Below are 19,266 nucleotides of genomic sequence, written 5' to 3' on the forward strand. Positions count from 1 at the left end.
GAAATAGCACAACTTTCTCCTGTTAATATTAGGTAGGTAGGCATAATACTCGCTAAAAACGACGGATATTTTTGATCTGCCTGTTTTCACAATCCTTATACTAACATTATGAATCAATCATCAAATTTTTTTTCAAACTTAAGGTATGACCTTCCTGCAAGTATAGTGGTGTTCCTAGTTGCTATGCCGTTGTGTTTAGGGATTGCCTTGGCTTCAGGAGCTCCTCTTTTTTCAGGAATTATTGCCGGTATTGTTGGAGGTATCATTGTTTCATTGGTAAGTGGCTCCTCATTGGGTGTAAGTGGCCCAGCAGCTGGTTTAGCTGTGATTGTTCTCAATGCGATTCACGATCTAGGTACATTTGAGACTTTTTTGTTAGCAGTAGTTTTCGCAGGTGTTTTTCAAATCATTTTGGGTTTACTCAAAGCTGGCGTCATTGGTTATTATTTTCCTTCTTCAGTAATCAAAGGCATGTTGAGTGGTATCGGTTTGATTATTTTCTTAAAACAAATACCACATGCTTTGGGATATGACGAAGATCCTGAAGGAGATTTCTCTTTCTTCCAAGTTGATGGGCATAACACTTTTAGTGAATTGTTCTATATGTTTGAGGCCATCACTCCAGGAGCAGTGATTATATCCATTGTCTCTCTCACAATTTTAATACTATGGGAAAGACCAATTATCAAAAAAACAATGTTGGCTAGAGTGCCGGGTCCACTAATTGCCGTTGGCTTAGGAGTAGTTTTGAATGTGCTTTTCGATGACATTCCAGTGTTGGATATTGAAAAAGAGCATTTAGTAGCATTACCTGTAGCTGATAGTTTAACGGACTTCTTCGGACAGTTTACCACACCAGATTTTTCTCAATTAGCCAACACTCAAGTTTATATTGTAGCATTGACCCTCGCCATCGTTGGGAGTTTAGAAACACTACTTTCCGTAGAAGCGACAGACAAGTTGGATCCACAAAAAAGAGTCACACCAACCAACCGTGAATTAATTGCTCAAGGAACTGGTAATATTGTTTCAGGATTAATAGGAGGACTTCCAATCACTCAAGTAATTGTTCGAAGTTCAGCCAATATTCAAACGGGAGGTAGAACCAAAGCATCCGCTTTTCTACATGGTATTTTCTTACTGATATGTGTGATGGGTATCCCGAAGATTTTAAACCTTATTCCTTTAGCTTGTTTGGCTTCTATACTTTTAGTGATTGGTTATAAACTGACCAACCCTAAGCAATTTATTGAGCTTTATAGAAAGGATTTTTCTCTCTTCTTACCTTTTGTAGTGACGGTAGTTGGTATTGTGTTTACAGATTTATTGAAGGGGATCGGGCTAGGTATGGTTGTAGGTGTCATTCATATTTTATGGAATAACTTTAAAATTCCGTATCACCTTGATCCAAACTATTTGAATAGTGAGGAACCAATTCATATACAACTAGCAGAAGATGTAAGCTTCTTGAATAAGGCTAGTATTCTTAGAACTTTGAAGAATATGCCTAATGATAGCGAAGTAATTATTGATGCCACAAAGAACCATTCTATGCACCCTGATGTCATGGAAATCATTGAAGACTTCAAGAAAAATGCTCTCACTAGAAATATAAAAGTGAAATTAATTGGTTTTGAAGATCAAAATAACTCTCAAGAGACCAGAGAAGAAATTCATTAATTCATTTTTCCTTATTAAACGCTAAAAGAGGTGCTATTTTTAAATGATAGTCTGTCTTTTTTTTAGATGATAAAAGTGCGTTTATTTGCTATTAGAGGCTGTTGGTGGTGTTTATTTATAAAGTGGTACCTGAATAAACGTAAGTAGAACGATTAAAGGTAATTTAATGCTTAAGATTGTAATGTCATGTAAATATGAAAATGAATAAATCAAATTAAAACACTATCAGAAGTAGCAAAACTACTTAAGATGGTTATTACAATTCATTATACTACTTCGGTTAATTGGACACATTGTATTAACCGAATCTTCCTGGAAATATGAAAATGAAAATGGTTATAGATTGCTTCTCATAATTATTGTTTTGAATAATTATTAAGAAGCAGAACAGAACAGATACTTGGTAAAAAGAATGTAGAACAATGAAAAATTGTTAGAGGAAAAAAAGAGATCTCATAGGTCTCTTTTTTTGTGGATAAGTATTTAATTTGAAGTAAATATTTTACTGATTTAGTTATTTTACCTTGATAATTGGATTAACTTTAATCAGGTCATTGAATAAATTTACAATATGCGTTTAGCACAACTCCTTTTTGGAATACTGATTTTGTGTTCGTCATTTTCTTTAAAAACAGATGACGAGCAACTGTTAAATAGGTTGGATGAATTGTTGGAACAGAGAGAATCTTATTTTGAGAAAAGAAAAAGTGATATAAGAACTATAAATCAACTATTAGAAATAGAGAAAGATCCAGTCAGAGAATACGAATTAATCAAAAGAATTACCCAAAAATACCTTCCTTATAATGCAGATTCGGCACTTCTTTATTCAAGAAGAGGAGTCAGATTGGCATCAACTTTTAAAAATGAAAATACAACGATTGAATCTAATTTATTATTAGCCCAAGCTTATATTTTGGTAGGTTTATACCATGAGTCAGTGGCTATTTTAGATCAATATGAAGGTGTAGAATTACCCCCACAGTTTCAAGCTTACTTTTATTCCATTAATGCCGTCTTGTACAATACATTATCTTCTTTAAGAATTACATCTTCTATTAGAATGAAATACAGACATAAATGGGAAGGATATGAGAGAAATTTGATGGATGCTCTACCAGAAAACGATTTAGGACATCATTTAGCAAAGGCGGAATTATACAAAGAAATTGGGCGTTTAGACGAAGCGATTACCATTTTAGAAGATATTTTGGAGGGAGTTAAAATAGAAGATAGGGTGTATGCTTCAACAGCTTATACTTTAGCAGATGCCTACGGTCGAAAAGGTTTAATTGACAAAAAAATAGATTTTCTCACACTATCATCCCAGTCTGATATTCTAAATGGTGTAAAAGAGCATACTTCATTAAGAGAATTAGCTTTGGAACTTTATAAAAACAATGAATTGAGCAGGGCTTATCATTATATTAAAGTGGCCTTAGATGATGCAGTGGAAAGTAACGCACAGTTAAGAAGAGCAGAAGTGCTAGAGATTTTACCTTTAATAGATCATTCTTATCAAGAAAATAGAGAAAAAGTAAGGAAGTATATCATGATTTTTTCTACAATAGTCTGCGTTTTACTGATTATTTTAATTTTCGGGATGATTTTTATCCAAAAGCAGAAGAAAGAATTAGAAGCATCTAATACTCAGGTAAAAGAGACGAATCAGTTGTTGAGTCAGTTAAATGATGAACTGAAAAATAGTAAACAAGAGATTGAAAATGCGAATAAGCAGCTGATGAGTGTCAATAATATTCAAGAGGAATCGATCGCAAGATATTTAAAACTATGCTCTACTTATATCGGGAAGTTAGATGATTACAGAAAACAGCTTTTACGAAAAGGAAATAAATCGAATAAAGAGGATCTTTTGCAAATCCTAAAGTCAAAAGAAATTGTTGACCAAGAGTTGAAGATCTTTTATAAAGATTTTGATCAATCTTTCTTGAAGCTTTATCCAAATTTTGTAGAAAGCTATAATGATCTTATGGTAGAGGATGCAAAAATTACTTTGAAGAAGAATGAACTATTAAATACAGAATTGAGAGTTTTTGCGTTAGTAAGATTAGGAATAGAAGAAAGCACCCAGATTGCTGAATTTTTGAGGTACTCAATAACTACTATTTATAACTACAGAACAAAAGCACGTAATAACGCAAAGGCAGGAAGAGAGAACTTTGAAAAATTATTAATGAATATTCATTAAAACTCATGAAATCTTTGCTCTTTTAATATAAATCTTGAAAAAGTAGTACTACTTTTTAAGTGTTTTTAATTGTGTTTAAGATATTGTTTTTCAGTTATTTAGCTGTTTTATTGAACTACTTTTTAACAACTTCTACTTCTCTGGGTGTAAAACATACACTAAGTTTGTGTTATCGAAATGAAAAAAATAATCACACAGTTATGAGAACATATTTATTAGCAATTTTAATTACAGTATTTGCCTTTCAGGTAAATGCACAATCTCTCCAATCGCCTAGTGGCAACTTCACATTAAAATTTGATGTGAATGGAGAAGGTACTCCTACTTATGCATTGGATCTAGACGGTGAAGCTATCATCAAAGAAAGTAAGTTAGGTCTTCAATTAAAAGATTCAGAAGATTTAATCAAAGGCTTTAAAGTGGTAGATACTAAAGAGTCTTCGGCTGATGAAACTTGGGAGCCAGTATGGGGTGAATCAAAAGAAATCAGAAATCACTACAATGAATTATTAGTGACTTTAAACCAAAAATCAACAGACAGAACAATGATGATTCGTTTCCGTCTTTTTGATGATGGTCTAGGTTTCAGATATGAATTCCCTTCACAAAAGAATTTAGTGTACTTCGTTATTGAAGAAGAAAGAACACAATTTGCAATGACAGGTGACCACAAAGCATGGTGGATTCCTGGTGACTACGACACGCAAGAGTATGATTACATGACTTCTAAATTATCTGAAATTAGAGGTTTAATGGACAAAGCATATACAGGAAACGTTTCTCAGCAAGGTTTCTCTCAGACAGGTGTACAAACTGCATTGATGATGAAATCTGAGTCAGGTACTTATATCAACCTTCACGAAGCTGCATTAGTAGAGTATTCTTGTATGCACTTGGATTTAGATGACAAAAACTTTGTATTTGAATCTCACTTAACACCAGATGCTCAAGGTGTAAAAGGTTATATGCAAGCACCTCGTCCTACGCCTTGGAGAACAGTTATCGCTTCAAAAAATGCAGGTGATATCTTATTGTCAAAAATTACTTTGAACTTGAACGAGCCATGTGCTATCGAAGACGTATCATGGATCAAGCCAGTAAAATACATGGGTGTATGGTGGGAAATGATTACAGGGATGAGTTCTTGGGCTTACACTGATGATGTACCTTCAGTACACTTAGGAGTAACAGATTACTCTAAAACGAAGCCTAACGGTAAGCACGCAGCTAACACTGAAAACGTAAAAAGATACATCGACTTCGCTTCAGAGCACGGATTTGACGCGCTATTAGTAGAAGGATGGAACGAAGGATGGGAAGACTGGTTCGGTAAGTCTAAAGACTACGTATTTGACTTCGTAACTCCTTACCCTGACTTTGATGTGGATGAAGTTCGTGAATATGCGAAATCTAAAAACATCAAAATGATGATGCACCACGAAACTTCTGGTTCAGTAAGAAACTACGAGCGTCACATGGATGCAGCATACCAATTCATGGCAGATAACGGTTATAACTCTGTAAAATCAGGTTATGTAGGACCAATCTTACCAAGAGGTGATCACCACTACTCACAGTGGATCAACAATCACTACTTATATGCAGTGAAAAAAGCGGCAGATTACAAAATCATGGTAAATGCTCACGAAGCAGTTCGTCCTACAGGTTTGAGCAGAACTTACCCTAACTTGATCGGTAACGAATCAGCAAGAGGTACTGAGTACGAGGCATTCGTTGGTAACAACGTTGATCACACGACTATCCTTCCTTTCACAAGATTGATTGGTGGTCCTATGGATTACACTCCAGGTATCTTCGTAACAGACATCAGCGAGTACGATCCAAGCAGAACTTCTTATGTTAGAACTACTTTAGCTCGTCAGTTAGCATTGTACGTAACTATGTACTCACCATTACAAATGGCAGCTGACTTACCTCAGCACTATGAGAAGTTTATGGATGCTTTCCAATTCATCAAAGACGTAGCGATCGATTGGGACGAGACATTGGTATTAGAAGCTGAGCCAGGTGACTATATTACTTATGCTCGTAAGGAAAAAGGTGCTGACAACTGGTTCGTTGGTAAAACAAACGATGAAACACCTCGTACTTCTACAATCAAATTCGATTTCTTAACAGAAGGTAAAAAATATATTGCAACAGTATATGCTGATGCTAAGGATGCTCACTACAAAGACAATCCTCAAGCATACGAAATCAAGAAATACGTTGTGACTAGCAAATCTAAATTAGCTCAATTTACTGCTCCAGGTGGTGGTTATGCAATCAGCATCGTTGAAGCAAAAGATAAATCAGAGTTAAAAGGATTAAAGAAATTATAATCTGAAAATTTGATTAATAGAAAAATCATCCTGCTCTTCCTTTTGGAATACCAAAGGTCGTGGCAGGAGATTTATTTCGAAACGTAAAGTAGAAATTTAACCTAGCTGCATTTTGTAGCTAGGTTATTTTTTTATCCATAATTTTTTTAACGGATAAAGTAGCTCATTTAAGAGAACCTCAATTGGCTTTGAAGTGAAACCTTGGGACCTAGTCAAAAAATGATCGAGTTTTAGAAAAAATCACTAGGTAACCAAAGATATTTACCAAATAATCTACTGACGATGTAACCTTTTCTTTATGTAACATTAGACTTTTCTAAAAATGAACAATAAAATGTGCCATTTCAGGAAATTACGTTCGTTAACGAACATTAGTAATTGGTCTAGTAGAAAGTGTTTTGGTTTTAAGTTGTTGATTATTAGTGATTTGTGATTTTGTGGCACAAAGATGGAATCTAGTTAGAGTGTAAAACAAAACGTAATCATTACAAAAATTTAAAATTATACTCTTATGAAAAAGTTATTTATCTCTTTAGTTATCACATTATCTTCAGTAGTTTCATTTGCTTCAAACCTTGAAAATACAAATGAATCCAATACCTCTAAATTATCAGAAATGGTGGCTAAAGCAGAGGCAAATGATTGGGAAACTTATACTAAAGCAGCACTATTATCAATCAACTGGAATGCAGATTTAGCATTAGCGAAAGAGTGGATTGATACAGCGATCTCAATCGATGAAAATGCAAAGAACTTAGAAGTACTAGGCGACTATTATGTACGCTTAGGACAAACAGATAAAGCGTTAGCAACTTATATGAAGGCACTTTCAACAGATACTGTTAAAATTGAAAAAGAGAACAGAGAGAGTATTCAAAGAAAAATTATGCTTTACGGTAGAAAGTAATATCGAAACAACAGTGTTTTCACCATTAGTTAGGGAAAACACATTAAGATAAATGCTATTATAAATGAATAGCTTGTTGTAATAGCGTCAATAGAAAGTTTGTATATTAATAATTACTTGATCATTAGATGAAGTACATCCCTTCAGGAGTTTAATCTTGAAGGGATTTTTTTGTATTAAAATTCTCTTACAAATTTATGGAGATCCACACCTTGTTCAAGATTGAGTTTCTTTCTTAATCTATAACGACTTGTATCTAAACTTCTAGGGGTGATATGCATAAGTTCTGCAATTTCCTTACTACTTAAATTGATACGAATAAAGGATAATATGCGAATGTCATTCGCTGTAAGAGATGGATATTTTTCTGTAATAGATTTGATGAAATCTTGTTGTACCTCAGAAAATAATTGATGGAAAAGGAGGTCTTTTTTCTCTTTATTGACTTCATTTTCAATTAATTGCGACCACTTTTTGGCCTCGTTACTTTTCATTTTGTCAAGTCCAGCTTGTACCTTCATTAAGAACGTATCTTTATGGTTGATAATCTCCATGTATTTCAATAGTTGCTCTTCTTTTAAAGAAATAACAGCTTTAGCATTTTGCTGTGTTATGTGTTCCTTTTCCGCAGTAAGTTTCTTGATATAAATGAACTTTGCTACTTTCCGAATGAAGTAAACAAGAAGAGCAACAATCAATATAATAGGAAGATAAAGGAGAGGTGTTTCATACCAATATTTCTCAATACTGAAGTTTAACTCCACTTCTCGTATTTCTCCATCATTGATTTTACTTTGAAGTACAATCGTATAATTTCCACCGTTAAGTTTTTGTTTAGTAAAAGAGGATACTCCTGTCTGCCAATCTGACCATTCCTTTTCGAGTGGTAATAATTTGTATCTAAATTGAGCAATATCAAAAGATAGTTTATCAATTTGAAAATGAAATGTGATATCTTTTTCTCCTTTTTCTAGTTCAATTCGATTGAAATAGGGATAGGTATATTTTCCCCTTTCATTATCGATCTCTAAAGATGTAATAATTGGTTCGGGCTCTTTTGTAAAAGTAGATTGATATTTAACATCGAAAGTCATTACCCCCCTGTCCGTTGCTAACCTCAATTGATCTCCTTTGAAATCCAGAAATTCAAAGTCTTTATTAATGTCGGTGTTAAACGGTTTCATTAACGAAGCGTAGGAGTGTACGCTACCATCAGAAAGTAGTTCTAGCAAATTCAATTGATGATCTTGTATAAAACTGACATAGTTTTCTTTTTCATTAAAAGCTAAAGCAGCGATATCACCCTTTCGAATTGTTTTGAGTAATGGGTGATCCAATGCCTTAAACTGTCCATTCCTATAGCTAAAGAACTGCTTGTTGTTCCCAAAAATCAACCGATTATTAGTTGCAAATACTCTTTTGAATCCCTTTACAGAAGTCACTGTTATAGTCGCATCTATGTTGAGTGTGATTTTAAGAAGGTCTTTATTTTTGACTTCTCCCCATATACAATTGTTTTCTTGATCATAATACAATTTTGAAAATCCATAAACATCAGGTTTACTTACATACCATAACTTTCCCAAGTCTTTTGCATAGAGCATTAAGCCGTCATAAGTAGAAGCAACATAAAATGCGGTGCCTTCAAAATGAGCGATATCAATAACACCTTTGTTGATGGACATGTCTTCAAGTCCTTTATTAGTGTATCTTGCAAGTCCAGAATTATGGCTGATGAACAGCTCATTGTCAATAATTTTAGTATTCCATATTTGCCCTTTTATTTGTTCTTCTAACTCAAACTTTTGGAACTTATTTGCTTTATAAAGTCCTTTGTTAGTTCCTAAAAAAGTAGAGCCACCAAAATCTGTAATTGAGTAAGTAGCAGCACCATCGAATAATGTAGTGAAAGCACTTTGTAATTCGAGTTTGGCAATTCCGTAATCAAGACCAAGCCAAATGTTTCCCATATCATCTCTAGCCATAGATAAAATCGTGTTATCAAGAAGTCCTTCTTGTTGTTTGGCTTGATGTGTCATCGTTCCTGATTGGTCCACTCTTATAAAGCCGTCAGTGACTGTTCCAATACCAATGGAGTTTTTGTCGTAAGAGATTCCTGTAAAGAAAGATTTTTGATGAAGAGCGGATGATAATGGTACTTTGCTCGCTACTTTACCATCAAATCGATAAAGTGCTCCAGTATGAAGCGGTACATAAATTTGGTTCTGATGTACGAAAAGGTGACGAACTTGTTGATTAATGAATACTTCAATTGTTTGTTGAATTTGAAGTTGTCCATCTTCAATAAAGCCTATTTTACCATTTCTAAGAAGTACCCACACTTTTTCGTGCCATTTCACGATGGCACTAATGCCTTCATAGTAAGTCAGTATTTTGGTGGCTTTTTCTAATTTATGATATAAAATAATTTTGTCTTCAGTTTGAAAAATAACGGTATTGTCAACCACTTCAATATTCCATATCTGTTCATATTCCAAAATGCCGATCGACGTAAATTCAAATTCCCCTTCTTTTGTTTTTGAAAAATAGCCGTACTCTTTACCACCTACCCATATTAGGCGTTCATCAATAAATAATGCTCGAACTCCTGCTTTAGAAGGTAATTGTGCTAATCCCCATTCTCCATGATTGTGGTATAGCATTCCTTCCGAATTACCAAAATACACAATACCATATTGATCAATTTTCACATCCCAATTCTGGCGTCCTGCTTGATAATCCGTTTTATTGTAATTGACAATATGTGGTGTTTTTACCCCTGCATAAATAGGTGCATAGAAAGGAAGAAGAACCAATAGAATAAGTAATAAGCACTTAGTATTGTACTGCATCAGGCAAAATGGAGAATGTGATTTTTTAGTCTTATACTGATCAATAGGATGTAGACAGTTGAAAAAAAACAATTCCAAAAAACTTGATATCATTAGATGCTGGATTAAATTTTAAATAAAAAGTCATTCATTTCATGAAGGAAGTGGGGTATGCTACCAATCAAATATATTAAAAATAAAAGTACCTTCATAGAAGACTATGAAGGTACTTTATTCTATAATTATCTAACCTGAAGTATGAAAAATAGTTTAGCGATATTTGAACTTCATCGAGTCACTACACACTCTATTCGTTTGAAGTTTGTCTTAGTTATAATTATGAAAATGAAAATTATCAGAAAATCTGTTGATTCTTTTACTTGATAACACTTTTGAATTTTATTGTAATTGATAAGCTCTGATGTAATCGATTTCAAACAGTACTTCTTCATCAAAAATACTATTGTCAATCCCTTTTACTCCGCCCCAAGAACCACCAATGGCCAAATTGACGATGAGGAAGAAAGGTTCATGGAAAGGCCAGTCGCCGCTATCTCTTAGTTGAGCAGTTTCGGCAAACGTTTTGATTAGTTCTCCATCAACCGACACATGAATACGATCAAAACCGTTTAATTCATCCTCTACCCATTCCATCGTAATCACATGGAAGTCGTCGGATACATTTGTTGAATAAGTTTTGCTTCCTTTGGCATTTTGTCCGTTCATACCATTCTTGTTTTTAGTATGAAGAGCACAATGGAAAGTATTAGGATCATACCCTACATATTCCATAATATCAATCTCACCAGCATGAGGCCACGAACCGTAACCTAACATCCAAAGTGCCGGCCATGTACCTCTACCATCAGGTACTTTTAACCTCGCTTCAATTTTACCATATCTAAAGTCTTTTTTGTCTTTTGAGACAATTCGAGCGGAGGTATATTCTTTTCCAAGATAATCCTCTTTTCTAGCTTCAATGATCAAATGACCATTTTCAACTCGAAGGTTTTCTTGCCTGTCTGTATAATATTGTAACTCACCGTTTCCGCCACCTGAACCATTTACTTCATACGTCCAGTTGTCCATATTCAATGCGTCGCCATCAAATTCATCTGACCAAACTAATGCATATTCTAGAGGATTCACTTTCACCGCTACTGTAGTTTGTTGATCGCCTAAAGTTGCCGAAATTGTAGCATTTCCACTTCCTACAGCTGTAATTACTCCATGGAATACAGTAGCAACATCTTCATTGCTAGAAGCCCAAACTAGAGTGGCATCCGTAGTAGGAGCTTGAACAACTTTTACGGTCGCTGTTTCACCCACTTTTATTTCCATTGTGGAATGATCCAATTGTAAATCAATTCCGTCTTCTTGTGTAACGTCATTGCTATCGCAACTAGTGAGACTCATTAAACTGAGTAAGAGTATACCTAAATATTTCATTTCTTAATTTTTTGTTGATTGTCCTTTATAAATAAATCAACTGTTGATAATGTATTTATAAAATAAGGTTTTTTAAATGATGATGGAAGTGAAGCACCAGGATAATTCTATATTGATCACTAATGGAGAAAGGATCGTTTGAAGCAAATTTAATAATACACACTTCCTTCTTAGTTTTCATATTTCCTTATCCCAGTACTTGTACTTAAAGCATCCTATCACGGGATTGCTTTTAATCAATTATAATTGAATTCGTTATTCTGCTTTCTTGTAGAAGAAAGCGGCATCCATGTCAAATGTAGTACCTGTTGTTCCACCAGCTAACACTGCTAAAACATTTACATTTGAGATTGGACTACTTAAGTTTAATCCGTTATCGATAAGATGTGACATAGGAATCTCAACAGATTGCCATTCTCCATCTCTAGTAAAGTCTGTATAAGGAGTAATACCTTCTTGAGCAGTTGGTCCAACAACTACTTTGATTTCTGAAGTACCGTCAGCAAACATCAATGTGTAAGATGTATTATCTTGACTACTTTTGAAAGCAGCGTGAAATACATAATTATCAGGATTTTGATGAATAGCAGTCATATCGATGTCACCATAAGATGTACTAGCAAAGAAACCTGCTCCTGACCAACCTACTGTACCAACTACTAAGCTGATCCAACCTTCTTCTAAACCGTAAAAGTTATTGCCTTGAGGTGTACCATTGTTGAATGTATTATCCCAGATATATAAAAACTTAGAACCTTCGTCTGGACGTAAATCAGCTGATACTCTATCTTCTATAGCTTCAAATGAAGTTTGATCCATTTGTACTACAAAGTATTCGCTTCCTTTTAGTGAAGCCGGTAAATTTGGATCTGGTTCGCTAACAGCAGGTTTTGTCACAGTTACATTACAAGATGCAGTAAATACTCCATGTGAAGCAACCACTGTCGCTGAACCTTCTGCTACGGCTGTGATAGTACCATTATCAACCGTAACGATATTGGCATCAGAAGTACTCCATGTAATCTCCCCGTTGATATCAGCGGGTTCAAGACTTGCTGTTAATTCAGCTGTTTGTCCTTCTTCAAGTTCTACGCTAGTTTGGTCTAAAGCAATTCCAGTTGCTGATTCAATATCTTCAATGATTTCTTCTACTGTACTTTCTGTACATCCCATTAGCATGAAAGTAAGTGCATAGAAAGCTCCAATTAAAAAAGTTTTTAATTTCATAACGTAACAGATAATTAATAAGTATTACTAAAAATGATTATGTATTAAGTCGCTAATCGTTAGTATTTAAAATAGATCATACTTTGTCGAATATTCATTTCATCTATCGACTTTTATTCATAGAGAGGATTAGCGATTGTCTGTTACAATGTTAGGTGTTAATAATTGTGTATTGAAATTATAGGCGTCAACTTGATCATTACAATGGAAGTGTAATCTTAACCAAATTATTACAACATTAACATGTAATTGATTGATATATAGATGTTTGTGTTTGTTTTTGGGTCGAAATCACTTAAATAAAAAGATGTATTTTTAACACTTATTTTTCTGTAGTGATAATTTTATCCTTTTAAAAAATGAAGCCAATGGAATTTTTTTCGTGTGAATAAGTAGTTTTCATCTTGTTCATGTTGGTAGGCTTCTTTCTCAAAAGAGATATTTCGATAGGCTTTATCAACATTTTTGTGAATAACTAATCGAATTAAGAACTCCAAAACATACCAACAATAGAAAAAAAGGAATAACATTTCGATTTGTTGTTTGAAATGAATTTTCTCGTGTTGAATCATGCGATACCAATTGTTGGTATGTTGATAACTTTTAAATTCATGACGAACAAAAAGAAATGGATAGAACGCTAATGCAGTGTAGCCTCTAAAGGGGATAATATTGTTGAAAATGATAATCATATTAAGTACAAAAATAAAAAAAGCGAGCCTACCGAAGTAAACTCGCTTAATATTTAATAACAAATTGCTTGAATTAATAGTGTTTCATTGATGAAAACAACTAATTCTTACTCATTGTATAATTTTTCGTAGTACTGTAACGCCATACGGTTAGCGTCGAAGTAAGGAAGAACGTCACGCATAGAGTTCTTCACACGCTCAGTCCAAGTTTCAGGCTCATCATAGTACATAGGAATGATTTCATTCTCTAAGATGTCTAATAAGCTGTTCAAATCTTGCTCGTCTTGCTCGTGTGTAGGAGCGTTCAAGTCAGCCAATGGAAGAACGAAAGAGTTCTCACCGTTAGCGAATTCAGGGATCCAACCGTCATCAGTAGAAAGGTTGATACCACCGTTCATCGCTGAAGTCATACCTGAAGTACCAGAAGCTTCACGAGGTACACGAGGGTTGTTTAACCATACGTCAGAACCTTGCTTCAACTTACGAGAAAGCTTTAATTCATAACCTACCAATACAGCCATGTTGCTGTAAGACTTCGATAAGTGAACTAATTGGTTGAACGTAGAAACCGCACCGTAATCCATTGGATAAGGCTTACCTGCCCAGATGATTTGGATTGGCTTATCAGGGTTGTTCATGATACGATCGAAACGCTCTTTGTTTCTAGTGATCAAGTCTGCACGCTTATAAGCTGCAAAACGACGAGCCCAAACGATAGTAAGTTTCTTAGGGTCCATTAATTTACCCGTTTGATCCGCTACTGTTTCGAATAATTTCGCTTTTAAGTAACGCTTACGTTTGATTAACTGCTCATCTTCTTCTTTGTGAAGAGCGTTGTATAACTGCTCATCAGCCCAGTAAGTACGGTTTTGTGCGTTTGTGATAGAAGTAATACGGCAGATGTTACCATATTTGTTCCACATATCGTTAGATACTTCACCGTGTAATTTAGATACACCGTTGGCTACTCTTGCTAGACGTAAACAAGCTAGTGAGTGATCGAAAGTATCGTCTTGGATACCAGTGATCTTACGAACTTGGTCTAATGGAATACCATTGAAGTAACCTAATTTATTTAAGAAGTGGATATCGTGTTTCTCGTTACCAGCTTCTTCAGGAGTGTGAGTAGTGAATACTAATAATTCTTTCACTTTCTCCATATCACCGTCAAACTTGTTCGTTAGGTGGAACGCTGCCGGTAATGCGTGTGCTTCGTTGAAGTGGTAAACTTCTGCGTTGTATTCCAACTCATCAAGAAGTTTAGCACCACCTAAACCTAGAAGCATATATTGAGCTACTTTTGCAGAAGCATCAGCGTCATAAAGACGGTGAGAGATTGACTGCGACAAGTAGTCGTTTTCAGGAAGGTCAGTTGTTAAGAAGAACATCGGTACAGTGTTGAATACACTTGGACGTAAGTACTTCGCAGTTACCCAAACTGGGTGACCATTTACCTGAATCGTAAATTTAATGTTTGTGTCTTCTAAGAAGTTGTTGATTTTTTCTTGGAATAAGGCATCCATCTCCTGGTTACCTTTACGTACTTGGTCATAGTAACCATATTTCCAAAGAATACCAATACCGATAAAGTTTTGGTTTAACTCATAAGCAGAACGCATGTGCGAACCCGCTAAGAAACCAAGACCACCAGAATAAATCTTGAATGGTTGGTCAATAGCGAACTCCATACAGAAGTAGGCTACACGTTTTTTATATTTTGGGTCGTAAGCATAAGGGTGCTTAAAATCTTGTTCGAAACGTGACATATTAATATTAAAATTTAATTGTTTTATTGTTTACATGCATTAAGTGACGTCGTTATGACGTTTCTTAATGCATGTGCAATTTTTATAAATTATTTATGGATTAGTATGATGTAGGTCATCAAAATAAGAAAGATTTTATGTAACCGGTTGCGAAACCGTTGTAATGTTAAAGATTAAACTAAAAATATAACTTTATTCACATTTTTAATTCAAAAAATTCTCTTTTTAAGAAATATTTTCAAATAAATTTTCGAGTGTTTTACATAAATAAGATAATATTTAGATAATCCTCTTCCGACTTGTTAAAGAATAACATACTTCGGGGGTAATGTTGTCATTTTGTTGAGGATAAGCGATTAAGCTTAACGTGGATTTTGTTGCAAATTAAAAACTAGTTATCAAATTAAGATGAACTTGATGTGAATAGCATGTGATGATAAAAATAAGGTTCAAATTACACTTCATCAAAAACAGTAAAGAATTGAATATAGTTCAATGTCAATCTAAGCTATTTCTACAAAAAGGGTAAAATTTGTGGTAAAAATAGGCTCATTTCTTAACTGATGATGGAGCTATTTTAAGAAGGTTGATGGAGCGTGTTTTTAGGGCTTTTTCTAGTCCATTTTCTCATTTGAAAGTAGGCACCTATCATTAATGCTAATGCTCCCATTCCAAACCAGGTGATAAAGGAGACTAACTGTATGCCTAGCCATGTAATCATTTTTAGGAAAGGGGTAAAGAGAAATAATAAACTTAAAAGAAAGAATCCGAATATTACTTTAAAGATATTCATAGTATGGAAGTAAAAGGGTTATTTGATGAGAGAATGAAATGCAATTGATTATTAAAATACAGCGAGATAACTGCGATTTAGTTTCGTGAACGTAAGATACAAAAAAATGTTGCCTTCATAAAAAATACATAGAAAGTATTAATCTTCTTTTGTGATCTATGATCTGTTTGTATTTTCGTTGCATTACTTTTTAAAACCTTACAGATGTCACAAGATTACAATCTTCCATTTCTAAAATCAGTTGCTCAACGAATTTATGCTGAACACCAGCAACAACTCACCAAAATCATTGTGGTGCTTCCGTCTCGAAGAGCCGGTATGTATTTTAAACAATACTTTGGTGAAGTGATTCCACATACCACCATTGCACCTGCTGTATTATCTATGGAAGGTTTTGCAGAGCGTTTGTCTAATCTTGTGAAAGCAGATGGTGTGACACTACTTTTTAAATTATTTTCTCTTTATAGAAAAAAAGATAAAACCATCACGATTGAAAAGTTTGGTGCTTTAGGGAAATCATTATTGAGAGAGTTCAATATGATTGATAACAACCTTACAGAAGAACAAGCTGAAAAAATGTTTGAGCATCTGAAAGAAACAAAAGCAATTGAACATTGGGCAGAGTCATTAGGGGAGGAAGATGAAATGATAGAAAAGGTGAAGAAGGAGTTGTTTGCGAAGAAGGAAACAATGGCGGACTTTTTAGAATTTTGGGAGAATCTTTCTTCGACCTATTTTGAGTTTAAAGACGAATTAAAGAAAGAAGGTTTTGCGTATGGTGGATTGGCTTTTAGAGAAGCTTATAACCACCTTGAGGATCGAATAGACTATCTAGGTATTAAAAAAGTAATATTTGCCGGCTTCTCACAAATGTCAGGAGTGGAACAGGCCATCGTACAGAAGTTAACAGACATCGGGAAAGCCCAAACGTTCTTTGATGCAGACAAACAGTACTTCAGTAAATATCACGAGGCAGGTCACTATCTAAGACGCTATACTGAGGGGTTTGCCAAACAGCATATCGATTTTCAAAAAGATTGGTGGAGTACACACCCTAAGCAAGTAGAAATTAAAGCCATCAGTAATGTGGTAGGCCAAGCGAAATACGCGGGGGAGTGGTTGCAAAGTTTATTAGATACTCCTGAGAAGAGAGCTGAATTCCAAAAGACACTTAATCATACTGCCATCTTACTTCCTGATGAGGCATTGTTGCCTGCACTTCTACGATCTCTTCCTGAAATCGATTTTGGAGAAGACAAGAGTTTGGCTCAAATGACCAACATTACAATGGGTATGCCTTTCTTCAAAACACCTCTGTTTGACCTGTTGAGAACCATCTTCCAGTTGCAGGAAAGGATGAAACCTTCGGAAGGGAGTGAGAGAAGTGCTTATTTCAAAGATGTTCAAAATGTATTAAGACACCCTTATTTTCAGTACACAAGTTCATTAAAAGAATTTGAAGAGATTTCAACGACCATTTTGGATGAAATAGTCAAGCAGAAAATGGTTTGGGTGCCTTTAGAAAAAATAAATGATTGGGGAGATAAGCATCCTATTTATAAAGCAGTGTTCCAATATTGGGGCAATGATTATCGTAATGCTTTGAGTTCTTTTGTAGAATTGATCAAAGTATTGGCAGAAATTTTAAAAGCCAACCCTGATACTTTAGGTATCTCTTCCTCAGAATCATTGGAAGAGTCTTTTGAAGGGGAATTACTCATACAGTTTTATAAAGTTATCCGACGCCTTCAAGATACTTTACCTCAATTTGCACAAGAAAACGGTCAATTATCCATTTCGGTGTTCAAATCATTGCTTTTGGAATTGCTACGTTCTTCCAACGTTCCATTTACGGGTGTACCGATTGCACCATTACAAATTATGGGTATGTTGGAGAGTAGAGCATTGGATTTTAAAAATATATTGATCCTTTCTTGTAATGAAGGGAATCTACCGATCAAGAAAGCAGTAGAAGCGATTATTCCTTTTGATACGAGGGTACAATACGGTATGCCGACTTACATGGATAATGAGGCTGCTTTTGCTTATACTTTCTATCGTTTGTTTCATAGGGCAGAAAACTTAGTTTTTGCTTATTTAGATGGAAATGCTGGTGGAGACATCGGTGAAATGAGCCGATTGGTGTTGCAAGTAAAAGAAGAACTGGCCGAGATTCCTTCCAATCAAATTACTTTGAAGTCAGATGTGTGGTTATTGTCAAAGGCCGATAAGGCAATGGCATTGCCTGTCACGATTGAAAAGGAAGAGGTGCTTCAAAAACGAATCAAAGAACGATTAGCTGGAGGGGTCAGCCCTTCGGCCTTGAATTCATTTATAAGAAATCCACTCACTTTTATTGATGAAAAAGTACTCAAACTGAAGGAAGAGGAAGAGGTAGAAGAAGATTTAGATAACAGAACATTTGGTAACCTGATTCACTTGGCTTGTGAATGGGGCTTAAGAAGAATGGCAGGACTAAGCGACACTGATACAGAAACTCCTTTTGTATTAAGAAAAGAGCATTTTGAACAAGCGATTGCTGATAAGACTTTTATTCTTAAATTGATTCAGGATACAGCAAAAGAAGAAGGAGCCGATTTAAGTAGAGGACAAAACTTATTGCTTAAAGCGGTTGCTCAAAATCTGTTGGAACGCTTTTTCAAAAAACAGATTGAAGAAATAGAAAAATCGAATGACAAAGCGATCACAATTGTTGGACTAGAAAAATTTGTAGATCATACTTTCGAAGTGGAAGTGGAAGGTGAAAAAATTCCGGTGAAGCTTTCAGGTATGGCGGATAGAATTGATGTCATCGATGGGCAACTGAGAGTGGTGGATTATAAATCGGGAGGCTATAACCCTGCTGATTTAGGGGTGAAAAACTGGACTGAATTATTGGAGGACGAGCATAAAGGAAAGTTTTTACAATTAGTAGTTTATAGCTACCTTCTTACAAAAGCAGGTTTGGATGCGTCAAATAAAAGATTTCAGGGAAAACTCAATAAAGCAGGAAAAGTGATTCAAAAGGAAAACCTAACCAACATTGATTTGGGTAAAGGAGTGGCTTCTGGATTTTATTTCTTTAGAAAAATAAATGAAGGTTTAAAAACATGTAAAGTGGATCAGCCTATAGGAGATGATCAAGATTTAGACTTTCTTGAAAAAACAGAAAAACTGATTGAAGAAATCGTAAAAATGATGCTTGACACTGAAAAACTATTGGAAGATGTAATCTGAATTATAAAAAAACTTAAATAATTTAAATTAAGGAGTCGATCTAGGAAGTAATTTGTTTCTTGATGATAACTTAGGATGTTCTAAGTACTAAGGCAAAATTAGTTGGTCATTAATTCTTGAATCTTTTTTGTGA

At 34.8% G+C, this 19,266-nt stretch carries 11 protein-coding genes; 5 read left to right on the forward strand and 6 right to left on the reverse strand.

The features are described 5' to 3' along the window. Window positions 1-108: 108 nt before the first annotated feature. The 4 genes from PL77_RS07230 to PL77_RS07245 all read left to right on the forward strand — a co-directional run bounded on the left by PL77_RS07230 (window position 109) and on the right by PL77_RS07245 (window position 7,138). Entirely contained in the window at window positions 109-1,680 is a 1,572-nt protein-coding gene (locus PL77_RS07230) for a SulP family inorganic anion transporter (RefSeq protein WP_044203279.1), read from the forward strand. Window positions 1,681-2,251: 571 nt separating this feature from the next. Continuing rightward, the gene (locus PL77_RS07235) at window positions 2,252-3,889 is read left to right on the forward strand and encodes a DUF6377 domain-containing protein (protein ID WP_044203281.1); all 1,638 of its coding nucleotides are present in this window, start codon (window positions 2,252-2,254) and stop codon (window positions 3,887-3,889) included. A gap of 200 nt (window positions 3,890-4,089) precedes the next feature. Then, the gene (locus PL77_RS07240) at window positions 4,090-6,231 is read left to right on the forward strand and encodes a glycoside hydrolase family 97 protein (RefSeq protein WP_044203386.1); all 2,142 of its coding nucleotides are present in this window, start codon (window positions 4,090-4,092) and stop codon (window positions 6,229-6,231) included. 511 nt (window positions 6,232-6,742) lie between these two features. Further along, complete coding sequence (locus PL77_RS07245) at window positions 6,743-7,138, forward strand: hypothetical protein (protein ID WP_044203283.1); 396 nt, start codon at window positions 6,743-6,745, stop codon at window positions 7,136-7,138. A gap of 176 nt (window positions 7,139-7,314) precedes the next feature. Here PL77_RS07245 and PL77_RS07250 read toward each other — a convergent pair whose 3' ends face one another. From PL77_RS07250 to PL77_RS07275, 6 genes are all read right to left on the reverse strand, one after another. After that, window positions 7,315-9,990 (reverse strand): hypothetical protein, encoded by a 2,676-nt coding sequence (locus PL77_RS07250; protein WP_044203285.1) that lies wholly within the window; start codon window positions 9,988-9,990, stop codon window positions 7,315-7,317. A 378-nt stretch (window positions 9,991-10,368) separates the two neighbouring features. Beyond that, window positions 10,369-11,418, reverse strand: a complete 1,050-nt coding sequence (locus PL77_RS07255) for a family 16 glycosylhydrolase (protein WP_082026438.1) — start codon at window positions 11,416-11,418, stop codon at window positions 10,369-10,371. Between the two features lie 255 nt (window positions 11,419-11,673). Next, window positions 11,674-12,645: an Ig-like domain-containing protein gene (locus tag PL77_RS07260; RefSeq protein WP_044203286.1), complete on the reverse strand. Its 972-nt coding sequence runs from the start codon at window positions 12,643-12,645 to the stop codon at window positions 11,674-11,676. Between the two features lie 344 nt (window positions 12,646-12,989). Next, window positions 12,990-13,337 carry a hypothetical protein gene (locus PL77_RS07265; RefSeq protein WP_044203288.1) on the reverse strand — a complete coding sequence of 116 codons (348 nt, stop codon included), beginning with the start codon at window positions 13,335-13,337 and terminating at the stop codon, window positions 12,990-12,992. Between the two features lie 107 nt (window positions 13,338-13,444). Next, window positions 13,445-15,103, reverse strand: a complete 1,659-nt coding sequence (glgP, locus tag PL77_RS07270) for an alpha-glucan family phosphorylase (protein ID WP_044203290.1) — start codon at window positions 15,101-15,103, stop codon at window positions 13,445-13,447. 577 nt (window positions 15,104-15,680) lie between these two features. Then, on the reverse strand, window positions 15,681-15,824 hold the full coding sequence (locus PL77_RS07275; protein WP_156152282.1) for a hypothetical protein: 144 nt from the start codon (window positions 15,822-15,824) through the stop codon (window positions 15,681-15,683). 276 nt (window positions 15,825-16,100) lie between these two features. Between PL77_RS07275 and PL77_RS07280 the strand changes: the two genes are divergently transcribed. Then, window positions 16,101-19,133 carry a PD-(D/E)XK nuclease family protein gene (locus tag PL77_RS07280; protein WP_044203295.1) on the forward strand — a complete coding sequence of 1,011 codons (3,033 nt, stop codon included), beginning with the start codon at window positions 16,101-16,103 and terminating at the stop codon, window positions 19,131-19,133. The last annotated feature ends 133 nt before the right edge of the window (window positions 19,134-19,266 follow it).

The sequence above is a fragment of the Flammeovirga sp. OC4 genome, from assembly GCF_000812565.1.
In the GTDB taxonomy this organism is placed as follows: domain Bacteria; phylum Bacteroidota; class Bacteroidia; order Cytophagales; family Flammeovirgaceae; genus Flammeovirga.